Here is a 12,919-nt window from a genome sequence, read left to right on the forward strand (position 1 = left end):
CTGTGTCCTGCGTTGCGCCGGTCAGGGGCTGACCGGTCAGTCTCAGCAGCTTCATTCGGCGACTTGGGGGCTTGGCGCCATGACGATCTCGATCAGAACTGTGTTGCCGCAGGTCGCGGCGGTGGTTGCCCTGGCGCTGGCTGGTCCGGCATGGGGAGCGAGCAGCATCACGCGAACCTCGTCGTTCGCTTACGACGCCGCTTCAGGCCTTCTCACCCAAGAGGTGGTGGAGCCGGATACGCCGGCGCTGCGGCTGCAGACCGACTATGTCTATGATGCGTTCGGGCATAAGCAGTCAGTGACCGTGAGTGGCGCCGACATCGTCAGCCGCTCAAGCTCAAGCACCTATGACGCGCGGGGAGAGTTCGCGACCTCCAACAGCAACGCGCTGGGGCAGAGCGAGAGCTTTCAATATGACGCACGCTTCGGCCAGCCGACTAGCCACACCGGACCGAACGGGCTGACCACGACCTGGAGCTACGATTCGTTCGGCCGAAAGATCCAGGAGGTGCGGCCCGATGGCACGATCACGCGCTGGCTGTATCAGTTCTGCAGCGGCGTCAACGGCGGCGCAGCCACCTGCCTCTCGGGCGCGAGCTACCTGGTCCAGGAGACATCATATGCCGCCGACGGCACCACGGTAATCGCGCCTCCGGCGACGCTGTTCTATGATTCGCTCGAGCGCGAGATCGGGCGCCAGACCCAGGGCTTTGATGGCAGCGTCATCCAGGCGACGAAAACCTATGACGCGCTCGGGCGGGTGACGCAGACCAGCCGGCCATACTTCCTGAACGGCGGCACGCCGCGCTACACGACCTTCACTTACGATACGTTGGGACGTGCAGTAACGACCACGCAGCCGGACGGCAGCGTGTCGCAGATGGCCTATCACGGCCTGACCACGGTCGAGACTAACCCGCTGGGCCAGACGCGGACGACGACCAAGAACAGCCAGAGCCAGGTCGTGTCGGTGACCGACGCGATGGGCAAGACGCTGACCGCCGCCTATGACGCGGTCGGCAACATGGTGCAGACCACCGATCCCGTCGGCAACGTCGTCACTGCGACCTACGACCTGCGCGGCCGCAAGATCGCGAGCTCCGATCCGGATCTCGGCGTCTGGAGCTACAGCTACAACACGCTAGGGCAGCTGACGACGCAGACCGACGCCAAGGGGCAGGTCGTCAGCCTGAGCTACGACATTCTGGGCCGCATGGTGCAGCGGATCGAGCCGGACATGACCTCGGTGTGGGTCTACGACACCGCCGCCAACGGCATCGGTAAGCTGGCCTCGACCGGCATCACCTCAGGCTCCGGTAACGGCTTTGCCCGCAGCGTCAGCTATGACAGCCTCGGCCGCCCGTTGCAGGTCGCGACCACGGTCGATGGCGCGACCTATACGATGGGCGCGGTCTACGACGCCAACAGCCGGCTGACCAAGGTCAGCTATCCCTCCGGCTTCACCGCCCGCTACGGCTACAACAATCTCGGCTTCGCCAACCAGCTTCAGGACGACGCCTCCAGCCAGTCGTACTGGGCGGCCTATGCGATGGATGCCGAGGGGCACATCACCCAGCAGACCGCCGGCAACGGCCTCAGCACCATCAGAGGCTTCGACCCGCTCACGGGCCGCCTGACCAGCATCGCCACCGGCGTCAACAATGCCGTGCAAAACCAGAGTTTCGGCTATGACCGCCTCGGCAATCTGACTTCGCGCAGCGACGCCAACACAAGTGTCAGCGAGACCTTCGCCTATGACGCGCTTAGCCGGCTGACGAGTTCGACCACCAATGTCGACACGACGCCGCTGGTCAAGACGTTCTCGTATAGCCCGATCGGCAACATCCTGTCGAAGTCGGATGTCGGCACCTACACCTATCCTGCGGCCGGTCAGCCGCTACCGCATGCCGTGACCGGCGTCTCCGGCACGATCAGCGCTACGTTCACCTATGACGCCAACGGCAACCAGACCTCCGGCCTCGGCCGCAGCATCGTCTACACCTCCTACAACAAGCCGGCGAGCATCACGCAGGGCGCGCGGACGATCTCCTTCGTCGACGACACCGACCACCAACGCTTCAAGCAGGTGACCCCGGAGGGCACGACGCTCTATATCGCCGCGTTCGGGGTTGCGGCCGAGGTGCAGAACCCCGGTACCGTGACGCAGAAATGGACCGATTTTCTGCTGGTCGGCAACGCCAGGGTCGGCATGCGGGTGGCGCAGACGTCGGGCGGCAGTACGACGGTCACCACGCGCTACTTCCACACCGATCATCTCGGCTCGATCTCGGCGATCTCGGACCAGAACGGCCTGCTGGTCGAGCGTCTCAGCTACGACGCCTGGGGGAAGCGCCGCAACGTCGACGGCACCGACGACACCACCGGCAGCATCACCAGCCAGACCACCCGGGGCTTCACCGACCACGAAGAGCTGTCGGTTGCCGGCCTCGTCCACATGAACGGCCGCGTCTACGATCCGCTGCTCGCGCGCTTCACCAGTCCTGACAGCATGACGGAGAGCCCGTTCAGCACCCAGGGCTGGAACCGCTACTCCTATGTCGGCAACGACCCGCTGACCTTCACGGATCCGTCCGGCCACTGCTTCCTCGGCTGCTTCTGGAACGCGATCGGCAAGGCGGTGAGCGGCGCCTGGAAATCGGTCACGCACTTCTTCCAGACCAACGCCCTCGCCAGGTCGATCCTGCAGATAGGCGCGACAATTCTGCTCAATTGGGCTCTTCCTGGGCTCGGCTTCGCCGGCATGTCGCTCGCCGTCGCCTCCGCCGCCGGCGGCGCTATGATCGCGACCGGGCTGTCAGGGGGCAATCTGGGGCAGGTGCTAAAAGCAGGGCTTATAGCTGGCGTCACCGCTGCGGCCTTCTATGGCGTGGGTGATCTGACAGGGCACCAGCCCAATTTCGGAACGGACAAGTACTTCGCAAATGTCGCCGGACATGCTCTGGTTGGCTGTGCGTCTTCGGCAGCATCTGGAGGCGATTGTAAGTCGGGCGCTTTGTCAGGTGCAGTCGGGTCGGCTTTGTCGCCGTTGACAAGCTCGGTATTTCAGCATCCACAGGAAAACATCGGTGATCGTATAGGGGGGACGATTGTCTCAGCGGTTGCCGGCGGACTTGCTTCGGTAGCTGGTGGCGGCAAATTCGCGAACGGAGCTGTTACCGGGGCATTTGGATATCTTTTCAATGCGGCGATAAAGGCCGGAGAAAGCCGTGGGCTGACACCCGGAGAAATCGATCTTGCGAAATCAATTTTTGGAGATGAGATAGACTACGGTAACGTCAGAATTCATCTTGGAAAGTGGATCCCCTTTCAGTCTGATGATGTCACGATGACGCCGAACGGAAACATGTATATTCCATCCGAAATGGGATGGTATCGCGATGACTTCTCTGCTTCGACCGCATTTCTCCAAGGGTTTTTTATTCACGAAATGACACACGTTTGGCAGTACTATCAGGGTATCGATCTGGCGGGTCCATGGCTCTTTTCGAGCCCATCCTATAAGTATACTTTAGATACGAGCGTGGCGTTTCGGTCTTATGGGATTGAGCAGCAAGCGGAAATCGTCAGAGACTACTTTTCGCTTCGAGGGTTCAACGCTGTTCCGGCCTCCGCGCAAAATAGTCCTCCTCCTACGCTCCAAGATTATCAGAAGGTACTTCCGTTCGGTCGATGAGAAGAGAGAAGAACCATGGTATGTCGAGCTGTATCGGGGATCGCTCTGTTATTGCTATCCTCGACTATCGCGCTTTGCGCAGAGTCGGGCAAAGAAATAGACCTAACGACTATTGAGTCCGCGGCGCGGGCTAAGAGGTACGACGATGTGTATATTATGCTGCTGAAGCTTGCCGAGAAGGGTGACGCGAAGTCGGCGTTTGATCTTTCTATCCTTTTGACCTCAGGGCTCGTTTCGGTGGCGTCAATCGATGAGCAGCGGGTGCTTAGCCTTCGATGGTTGCGGGCGTCAGCAAGAGGCGGTTGGCTACCTGCCATGCAAAGGCTTTCCGATATATACAAGTGGGGCTGGATGGAATTGAAGCCAGATCCGGACCTTTCTGATTGCTTTCACAAAGCGTCCATCTCGAAGGAGGCGCAAATTGCGGTCTATGGATGTTTAGATGTGAAAAACGAAAAGGGATCTAGCGCGCCAAATACCCCGAGCGTGGATAAGCAATAATTTGTCCCGGCCGCCTGAGGGCAAGTTTTATCAGAATTGCGGTGACAGTGCTGGACTGATTGCTTTGCGTCTGAATCTTTTGAGAATGCCCCCGGTGAAGAACTCCGCGATCCGGCGGCGATCTAAGCTGCCCGCATCAATGGGAACTGCGGTGACGGCGCACCAAACTGCTGCATCGGGATTGCGGTGACAGTGCACATAATTAGTTAGTTGGCTAAAGCGTCTCACAAGGGGTGACGATCGTTCGGACGCCCCTTGTGGCAGGAAAGTGATGGGCGGAACCGAGGGGCGAGCCGATGCTCATTCCGTGCAATTGATGGTTGTGTCGGTCTGGCGTCGTTGCAAAGTGTTGCAGCAAAGAGTGTGCATGACTCGGCCGTACATACAGCATTTGTTATCCCTCGCGACCGAAACCCCTTAGACTGAAGTTGTTAGTCGTTGAGCGGCTGAGCTGCTCGAAGTCGGGGTGATGGCGTTGCGCGGCGGAGTTCGCAGAATTCAGTTGATTGCGCTTCCCGTCGCGCTGGCGCTGTCGGCGTGCCAGACGGTGGAGGAGGGCACGTCGTCGTTCGCCTGGAACACAAGCGCTGCGGATGCCGGAGCGGCCAGTCAGGCGCAGGCCGCCATGCGGACGCCGGCGGGGAGTACGCGTGCGGGCAAGCTGTCCGGCTCGCCGCTGCTCGATGACAACAAAGGTGGGCCGGTGAGCATGGTCGAGGGCACCGGGCGCTTCGTCGGCGAGTCGCCGACGGGGGCGGTGTCTCGGGGCTCCGATGATGTCGCCGACGGCGTGACCATCAACCTCGTCAACGTGCCGGCGCCGCAGGCGGCGAAGACGGTGCTGGGCGACATTCTCGGCGTCAAATACACGGTTGATCCGGGCATCGAGGGGCGGATCACGATTCAGACGCCGAAGCCGGTGGCGCGGGCGGCGGTGATCGATCTGTTCCAGGCGGCGCTGCGCGCCAACAATGCGGCTGTTGTCAACAATCGCGGCATCTATCGCATCGTGGCCGCCGACCAGACAGCGGTTTCATCAGCGTATCGCACCGACGAGGTGCCGGATACGAGCGAGATGGTCGGCAGCGGGCTGCAGGTGGTGCAGCTGAAATATGTCTCCGCGTCCGAGATCCGGCGGGTCGTCGAGCCGATCGCGCCGCGGGGCGGCGTCGTGCGGGTCGACGATGCGCGCAACCTGATTACGCTGTCGGGCAATCGCCAGGAGATCGCGGCGATGATGGATGCGATTGCGCTGTTCGACGTCGACACCATGAAGGGCATGTCGTTCGCGTTGATCCCGGTCAAGACCTCGGCGCCGGACGCCATCGCGACCGAGCTCAAGAGCGTGTTCGCCTCCGATCGCGACGGGCCGATGGCCGGCATGGTGCAGTTCGTGCCCAACAAGCGGCTGCGCTCGATCCTGGTGATCTCGCCGCAGGTCCAGTATCTGCGCCGCGCCGAGACCTGGATCCGCAAGCTCGACGCGCAGGCGCAAGGCAGCGAGAAGCAGCTCTTCACCTACGCGGTGCAGAACCGGCGCGCGCAGGAGCTGGTCGACGTGCTGCAGTCGATGTTCCCGACCGATACGCAGACGGCGTCCGCGCGGCGCACGGTGGCGCCGAACTATCAGGAGGCGACGGTGCAGTCGCAGCCGGCAGCGTCCAGCGGCGGCTTCTCCGGATCATCGTCAGCGGGCTTCACCGGCGGCCTCGGCTCGTCCAGCGGCGGGATGGGTGGATTGCGGACCTCGGCGCCGGCCACGTCCGCGCCCAGCGTCACGCCGGCGGCGGCAGCGGCCGCGCCGTCGGGCCGTGACAGCGATGCCGATGGGCCGCGGTTGCGCATCGTCGCCGACGAGGCCAAGAACGCGATCCTGATCGAGGCAGCGAATGCCGATTACAAGCGCGTGCTGCAGGTGATCGAGCGGCTCGACCAGATGCCGAACCAGGTGCTGATCGAGGCCACGATCGCCGAGGTCACGCTCAACGACGAGCTGCGCTTCGGCGTGCAATGGTACATGCGGAAGCACAGCTCGAAATTCACCCTGACGGAAGCGGCCTCCGGCGCCGTCAGCTCGGTGTTTCCCGGATTTTCCTACGCGCTGACCGCGGCCAACATCGCCGCCACGATCGACACGCTGAACCAGATCACCAACGTCAACATCGTGTCCTCGCCGTCGTTGACCGTGATGGACAACAGGCCGGCGGTGCTGCAGATCGGCGACCAGGTGCCGATTACGACGCAGTCGGCGACCGGCACGTTGACGCCCGGCGCGCCAATTGTCAATTCCGTGAGCTACAAGGACACCGGCGTGATCCTGTCGATCATCCCGCGCATCAATGAAAGTGGCCGCGTGCTGCTCGACATCGAGCAGGAGGTGTCGAGCGTGGCGCCGACAACGTCGTCGAACATCGATTCGCCGACCATCCGGCAGCGCAAGATCAGGACATCGGTGGTCGTGAACGACAACGACGCGCTGGTGCTGGGTGGGCTGATCCAGGAGGGCCGCACCACCGGCCGCAGCCAGCTGCCGATCATCGGCGACATCCCGTTCATCGGCAATTTCGCCGGCAGCCGCGACAACGTCATCGGCAAGACCGAGCTGATCATCCTGATCCGGCCGCATGTGATGCGCAGCCTCGACGAGGCGCGCAGCGTGACCGAGGAGTACCGCCACTTCATGGCGATCGAGGGCCCGCATCGCCGTCCGCCGGCGCGGCGGCGCGTCGAGGACACCGGACGCAGGATCCTCGACTGATGCCGCGCTTCCGCTACCGCGCCTACGGCACCGACGGCTCCTTCGCGGAGGGGACGATCGAGGCTGCCTCGGCTGCGGCCGCGGATGCTGCGCTGTGGGCGCAGGGGCTGTCGCCGTTTCAGATGCAGGCCGCCGACAGCGCCGGCACGGCATGGTGGAACCGAGAGATCACGTTCGGCAACGGCGCGGGCCATCGCGACCTGCTGGCGTTCACCCGCGAATTCTCCACGCTCTGCGCCGCCGACATCCCGATGGACGATGCCTTGCGCATCGTGCAGACGCAGGCCTCGGCCGTGCGGCTGCGCACCCTGGTCGAGGCGCTGCTTGCCGACGTCCTCAATGGCCGCCCATTGTCGGAGGCGATGCAGGCGCAGCCGCTTGTGTTTCCCGCCGACTATGTCGCTGTCGTGCGCGCTGGCGAGAGCGGCGGCCGGCTGGCGCAGGTGATGACTGAGCTCGCCGAGCTCTTGGAGCGGCGGGCGGAGATCCGCGCGCGCATCCAGTCGGCGCTGATCTATCCGTCGATGCTGATCGTGCTGAGCCTCGTCACGCTGGCAATCATCGTCGGCGGCGTGATCCCGTCGATGGCGCCGATCTTCACCCAGAGCGGAAAGCCGGTGCCGCTGACCATCCAGCTGATGCTGGCGCTCAACGAGCACTGGCTCGAGATCGTGGTCGGCAGCCTTGCGGCCGTTGCGCTCCTCGGCGCCGTCGTTGCATTCACCATGGCCGATGCCGGCCGCCGCCGGCGCCTTGACCGGCTCGTGCTGCGGCTGCCGCTGCTCGGCGGCTTTCTGCTGCAGCAGGACACCGCGCGATTCGCCCGCACGCTCGGCACGATGCTGATGGCCGGCGTGCCGCTAATATCCGCCACGAAATCGGCGAGCGACGTCGTCGGCAACCGCCATCTCCGCGCGGGCATGGACCAGGCGATCGAGAAGGTCCAGCAGGGCACGGCGCTGCACCGCGCGCTGCGCACCGAGGTCGCGCTGCCTGCGGTCGCGCTGCAGATGATCGCGGTCGGCGAGGAGGCGGGCAAGCTCGACCGCATGCTGCTGCGCGTCGCGCAGATGCTAGAGAAGCAGCTCCAGACGAATGTCGATCGCTTCATGGCGGCGCTGACGCCGGCGATGACGGTCGGCATCGCGCTCATCATCGGCGCGCTGATCATGCCCGTCATGACGGCCGTCCTCAGCATCAACGATCTGGCCGGCCGATGAGTGCGCTGACGACCGAGTGGCAGGACGGAACGAGCGCGGGCTTCACGCTGGTCGAGGTGCTGGCCGTGCTGGTCATCCTCGCGCTGGCTGCGGCCGCCGCGGTGCCGCTGCTGTCGCGCGGCGCCGGCGCTGTGAGCCTCGACGCCGCGACCGGCGAACTCGCGTCAGCGCTACGCGCGACGCGCTCTGCTGCGATCGTGCAGAACCGGGTGATGACACTCAGCGTGGATGTCGACCGCCGCACGTTTGGCTCCGAGGTGGTCCCGCCGCGCTCGTTTGCGCCGCAGATCCAGGCGAAGCTGACCTATGCGGCCGCCACGCAATCGGAGCCGGCGGTGGGCGGCTTCCGCTTCTTTCCGGACGGCTCGTCGACCGGCGGCGATCTCAGCCTGGAGCTTGGCGGACGCGAGGTGCGGCTCTGCGTCGGGTGGCTGACGGGGACGGTGCGCACGGCGGCAGCATGTTGAGGGGAAGGGAGGCACTGATGCTGAAATGTCAGGCAATGAGTGACGTCATGAGGCGGCGTGTTGTGGCGTGGCGCGGTCTCCGCCAGGCCCGCTCGCGCAGGGGCGCTGAGAGCGAGGCGGGGTTCACCCTGGTCGAAATGCTGGTCGTCATCACGATCATTGGCCTCATCATGGGTTTGGTGGGGCCGCGGGTGCTGAGCTATCTCTCCGACTCCAAGCTCAAGACGGCGCGGATCCAGATCCGCAGCCTGTCGTCGGCGCTCGATCTCTATCATCTCGACAATGGCCGCTATCCGACCTCGGCCGAAGGGCTCGGCGCGCTCGTGCAGAAGCCAGCCACCGCGGCCACCTGGAACGGGCCCTATCTCAGTGGCACCTTGGTTCCGAACGATCCGTGGGGGCGGCCCTATGTCTACAAATTCCCAGGGCAGCACGGTGCCTACGACATCGTCTCGCTCGGGCCCGACGGCCGCGAGGACGAGACCTCCACCAATGCCAATGTGACGAGCTGGCAGCCATGACGTCCATCGGGACAGCGATGACATCAGCGGTTGACGACGGCGAGGCCGGCTTCACCCTGGTGGAGGTCATCGTTGCGCTCGCCATGCTGTCGCTCGGCCTGACCCTGGTGATGAGCCTATTCTCGACTGGGCTTTTGCGAACGGGAATGGCCGAACGTCTGGCAGGGGCTGTGTCGCTGGCGCAATCCGTGTTGGCACAGGTCGGCCCCGTGATTCCGCTGCGCACCGAGGCGCGCGCCGGCACGGAGGCGAATGGCTATCAGTGGCGCCTCACGATGCAGCCCTATCGTCCGGTGCAGGGCGGAGACGTGCGCACAGTCGAACTGTATCAGGTCTCCGTCCAGGTCGGCTGGCTGGAAGGGCAGGACCCGCGCTCTTTCGCGCTCTCGACGCTGCGTCTCGGACCCAGAGCCACCAAGTCCCCGTGAGCCATGCTGATGACGTCGTCGGAAGCCGCAGGACTGGATGATCGTGACGCAGGCTTCACCCTGGTCGAAGTCCTGGTCGCGCTCGCGCTGTTCAGCCTGCTCGCCGTTCTGCTGTTCGACAACGTCAAGTTCGGCCTGCAGGCTTGGCTCAGCGGCAGCGCTCGCGCGGAAGCGTTCCAGCGCGAGCTTGCGGCCCAGGATGTTATGCGGCGGCTGATCGGGAATCTCTATCCGATGATGCTCGGAGAAGATGCCGCACAGCGCCGGATCGATTTCGACGGCCAGGCTGAGAGCCTCGAATTTCTCGGCGACGCGCCGGCTGTGGCCGGCGGCGCGGGCCACAGCCGGTTCAAGCTCTTCGCCGACCGCAAGCTGGACCGGGTCGATCTCGTCCTGCAATCACGCCCCGAACTGGCGTTGAAGCAGGACTCCGAGCGGACGCTGCTGGTCTCCAATATCGATCGGGTGGAGTTCAGCTATGCCGGACGAGGGACAGGGGCCGACAACGCGGGCTGGCGCACCAGCTGGCAGGAGCAGACCGACATCCCGGCTCTTATCCGTCTTCGGGTCCTCATGCGTCCTGGCGACGGACAAACCTGGCCTGAGCTCGTGATCGCGCCGCGCGTGCAGGCAGATGTGAGTTGCGTCTATGACGCGCTCACGATGCGCTGTCGCGGGCGGTAGCGGGGAGGATAGCGCCATGCCGGTCATATCCGTTCTCTGGGGACTCATGCTGCTGACGGTGGTGTCGCTGTCGCTATCATGGTCGAGCAGCGTGCCGTACAGTCTGGCTCATAACGGCATCGAGCAGGCCGGTCTGAATGCGCTCGTCGAAGCCGGCGTCAACGCGGCGATCGACGGGCTGCTCGATCCAAAGGCAGAGCGCCGCTGGCGCGCCGACGGCAGGCTTTACAAGCTCGATTTCAACGGGACGCTGATCGGCATCAGGGTTCAGGACGAACTGGGGAGGATCGACCTCAACCAGACCGACGAGGCCATGCTGAACAACCTGCTGCAATCCGTAGGGCTGGACGCACAGGTCGCGAGTAGCCTGACCGACAAGATCGTCGATTGGCGGACGACGACCGCGCTGAAGCACCTGAACGGCGCCAAGGACCGGGACTATGCCTCGCGCAACGCCGCTTATCATCCCCGCAACGGTCCGTTCCAGAGTGTCGATGAGCTGCTGTTGGTCATGGATATGACGCCCGCGATCTTTGCGCGGATTGCGCCTGCGCTCACGGTCTATTCGGGGCGGAAATTTGTCGATCCGCAGCTTGCGCCCCGCGAGGTGCTGCGCGCTTTGCCCAACATGAGCGGAGAGAGCGCCGAGGCGACTGTGGCTGCGCGCGAGACCGCCGAAGCCAGATCCGTGCTGTTCGCAGATGATCCCGCGATCGTATTGCGCGGTCGCGCCTTCGCGATAAGGACCGAGTTCTCTTACGGCTCGCGCACGGTCTCGGCCGATGTCGCGGTTCGCCTGACGGAGAACCCGTGGCAGCCGTATTGGGTGCTGAGCTGGAAAACGAAATGACGGATGTAGGATGATCGTGACGCTCCAGAGCGGTGCTTCTGCTGAAAGTGCTCGCGCGCCGCGCGCTGCGCCCCTGCACTCCGTGCATGAAATCGACAGGGCCGAGCTACTGCAACGGTTCGGCGCGTTTCTGCTAGCGGAAAACGTCGTTGACCGCATGAGCCTCGATCGTGCGGGTCGGGCGGCGCAGACGACCGGCGACCGGCTCGACACGGTGCTGACCAAGCTCGGTCTCGTGTCGGAGATGGACCTGGTCGCAGCGCTAGCGAAGTTCCTGGCTCTCGGTCTGGTACGTCCAGACGAAGTTCCGATCGAGCCTGTCTTACCCGAGCTGGTCGAAGCGGAGTTCGTGCGCCACAATCGGGTGCTACCGCTCCAGAGCACAGTCGGTCGGCTAATACTTGGCGTGACGGATCCGTTCAACCACGACCCTGTCAGGGCGCTCGCATTCCTGACAGGACTCTCTGTCGAAATGCGCCTGTTTACGGCTGCTGATTTCGACCAGGTCTGCGGCGCGCTCTATCCGATCCGTTCGAGCCACGACGCTACGCATGTCGTCGTCGGCGTCGAGGCCAACGAAGCAGACGTTCAGCGGCTGCGTGACCTGGCGAGCGAGGCGCCGATCATCCGTTTGGTGAACCAGATCATTGCCAACGCCGTCGAGGCGCGCGCATCGGACATCCACATCGAGCCCAACGTCGATCAGGTGCTCGTCCGCTATCGGATCGACGGCGTGTTGCGCTCGGTCCAGGTGCTCGCAGCGGATCTACGCCCGGCGATCACCTCGCGCGTGAAAATCATGTCGAAGCTCGACATTGCCGAGCGCCGGCTACCTCAGGACGGACGCATCAAGATCGCGGTTCGCGGCATCGACATCGATTTCCGAGTCTCCACGATTCCGACCGCTTTCGGCGAAAGCGTCGTGCTGCGCGTGCTCGACCGCAATCGCGTGAGCCTGGACTTTGCCGAGCTCGGATTCTCAGACGAGCATATCGCCACGCTCCATGCGCTCCTGCAACAACCCAACGGCATCATCCTGGTCACGGGGCCGACCGGCAGCGGCAAGACGACGACTTTGTATACTGCGCTGAAAGCGCTGAACAACACCGAGCGCAAGATCTTCTCGGTGGAAGATCCGATCGAGTACCAGATGTCTGGTATCAACCAGGTGCAGGTCCAATCGGAGATCGGGCTGACGTTTCCTCATGCGCTGCGGTCGATGCTCAGGCAGGATCCGGACATCATCATGATCGGTGAGATCCGCGATCTCGAAACGGCACGCATCGCCATTCAGGCGTCCCTGACGGGGCATCTCGTCCTTTCGACGCTGCATACCAACAACGCCGCATCCGCGATCACGCGCCTTATCGATATCGGCGTCGAGAACTATCTGCTGGCGTCGACGCTGAAGGGCGTGATCGCGCAGCGTCTCGTGCGCAAGCTCTGCCGGCGTTGTTCTTGTGGTCATCCGCAAGTGAGCTATTGGGCCGAGAGCTTCGAACGGTCCGTTACGCAGGTTCGTGCGCTTGGTGAGCCAGATGTCCGCCAGCCGCAGGGCTGTGCGGATTGCGGCCAAGTCGGATTCTCCGGCCGTTCGACGATCGCAGAGATGCTGGTTGTCGATGACGAATGTCAAAGTCTGATCCTGGCGAAAGCCGCGGATACGGCAATCGAACGCGCGGCCCGCGAGCGGGGGATGCAGAGCATGTACGAGATGGGCGTTCGAAAGGTCTGGCGCGGCGAAACTACGATCGACGAGGTCCTGCGCGCGACTCGTATGGGATGAGGGCAGCGAG

Annotated in this window: 10 protein-coding genes; all 10 read left to right on the top strand. The window is 63.7% G+C overall.

Annotation, left to right across the window (positions count from 1 at the left end):
* The first annotated feature begins 79 nt into the window (after positions 1-79).
* The 10 genes from QX126_RS11015 (at position 80) to QX126_RS11060 (ending at position 12,909) form a co-directional block, all read left to right on the top strand.
* Positions 80-3,694, top strand: a complete 3,615-nt coding sequence (locus QX126_RS11015) for an RHS repeat-associated core domain-containing protein (protein ID WP_409999094.1) — start codon at positions 80-82, stop codon at positions 3,692-3,694.
* Positions 3,695-3,850: 156 nt separating this feature from the next.
* On the top strand, positions 3,851-4,195 hold the full coding sequence (locus QX126_RS11020) for a hypothetical protein (RefSeq protein ID WP_315780889.1): 345 nt from the start codon (positions 3,851-3,853) through the stop codon (positions 4,193-4,195).
* A 505-nt stretch (positions 4,196-4,700) separates the two neighbouring features.
* On the top strand, positions 4,701-6,953 hold the full coding sequence (gene gspD, locus QX126_RS11025) for a type II secretion system secretin GspD (RefSeq protein WP_409999095.1): 2,253 nt from the start codon (positions 4,701-4,703) through the stop codon (positions 6,951-6,953).
* Positions 6,953-8,173, top strand: coding sequence for a type II secretion system F family protein (locus tag QX126_RS11030; RefSeq protein ID WP_315780893.1), 1,221 nt, complete (start codon positions 6,953-6,955; stop codon positions 8,171-8,173). The genes gspD and QX126_RS11030 overlap by 1 nt, the downstream gene beginning before the upstream one ends.
* Positions 8,170-8,640 (top strand): GspH/FimT family pseudopilin, encoded by a 471-nt coding sequence (locus tag QX126_RS11035; RefSeq protein WP_315780897.1) that lies wholly within the window; start codon positions 8,170-8,172, stop codon positions 8,638-8,640. Before QX126_RS11030 ends, QX126_RS11035 begins: the two co-directional genes overlap by 4 nt.
* Positions 8,641-8,687: 47 nt before the next feature.
* Positions 8,688-9,161, top strand: coding sequence for a type II secretion system major pseudopilin GspG (gspG, locus tag QX126_RS11040; protein WP_315780898.1), 474 nt, complete (start codon positions 8,688-8,690; stop codon positions 9,159-9,161).
* Complete coding sequence (locus tag QX126_RS11045; RefSeq protein ID WP_315780900.1) at positions 9,158-9,589, top strand: type II secretion system protein; 432 nt, start codon at positions 9,158-9,160, stop codon at positions 9,587-9,589. Before gspG ends, QX126_RS11045 begins: the two co-directional genes overlap by 4 nt.
* A 9-nt stretch (positions 9,590-9,598) precedes the next feature.
* A complete protein-coding gene (locus tag QX126_RS11050) occupies positions 9,599-10,273 on the top strand; it encodes a prepilin-type N-terminal cleavage/methylation domain-containing protein (RefSeq protein WP_315780902.1) in 675 nt (224 codons plus the stop codon).
* Positions 10,274-10,319: 46 nt separating this feature from the next.
* Positions 10,320-11,123 carry a type II secretion system protein GspK gene (locus tag QX126_RS11055; protein ID WP_315780903.1) on the top strand — a complete coding sequence of 268 codons (804 nt, stop codon included), beginning with the start codon at positions 10,320-10,322 and terminating at the stop codon, positions 11,121-11,123.
* Between the two features lie 10 nt (positions 11,124-11,133).
* The gene (locus tag QX126_RS11060; protein ID WP_315780905.1) at positions 11,134-12,909 is read left to right on the top strand and encodes a GspE/PulE family protein; all 1,776 of its coding nucleotides are present in this window, start codon (positions 11,134-11,136) and stop codon (positions 12,907-12,909) included.
* The last annotated feature ends 10 nt before the right edge of the window (positions 12,910-12,919 follow it).

It is taken from the genome of Bradyrhizobium sp. SZCCHNPS1003 (genome assembly GCF_032381555.1).
Lineage (GTDB): Bacteria > Pseudomonadota > Alphaproteobacteria > Rhizobiales > Xanthobacteraceae > Bradyrhizobium.

What these genes read in the sequence shown, in the direction of transcription:
- QX126_RS11045 (WP_315780900.1), top strand. Translation starts at nt 9,158, where the DNA reads ATGACGTCCATCGGGACAGCGATGACATCAGCGGTTGACGACGGCGAG.
- QX126_RS11035 (WP_315780897.1), top strand. Translation starts at nt 8,170, where the DNA reads ATGAGTGCGCTGACGACCGAGTGGCAGGACGGAACGAGCGCGGGCTTC.
- QX126_RS11060 (WP_315780905.1), top strand. Translation starts at nt 11,134, where the DNA reads ATGATCGTGACGCTCCAGAGCGGTGCTTCTGCTGAAAGTGCTCGCGCG.
- QX126_RS11020 (WP_315780889.1), top strand. Translation starts at nt 3,851, where the DNA reads ATGCTGCTGAAGCTTGCCGAGAAGGGTGACGCGAAGTCGGCGTTTGAT.
- QX126_RS11050 (WP_315780902.1), top strand. Translation starts at nt 9,599, where the DNA reads ATGACGTCGTCGGAAGCCGCAGGACTGGATGATCGTGACGCAGGCTTC.
- QX126_RS11030 (WP_315780893.1), top strand. Translation starts at nt 6,953, where the DNA reads ATGCCGCGCTTCCGCTACCGCGCCTACGGCACCGACGGCTCCTTCGCG.
- QX126_RS11055 (WP_315780903.1), top strand. Translation starts at nt 10,320, where the DNA reads ATGCTGCTGACGGTGGTGTCGCTGTCGCTATCATGGTCGAGCAGCGTG.
- gspG (WP_315780898.1), top strand. Translation starts at nt 8,688, where the DNA reads ATGAGGCGGCGTGTTGTGGCGTGGCGCGGTCTCCGCCAGGCCCGCTCG.
- QX126_RS11015 (WP_409999094.1), top strand. Translation starts at nt 80, where the DNA reads ATGACGATCTCGATCAGAACTGTGTTGCCGCAGGTCGCGGCGGTGGTT.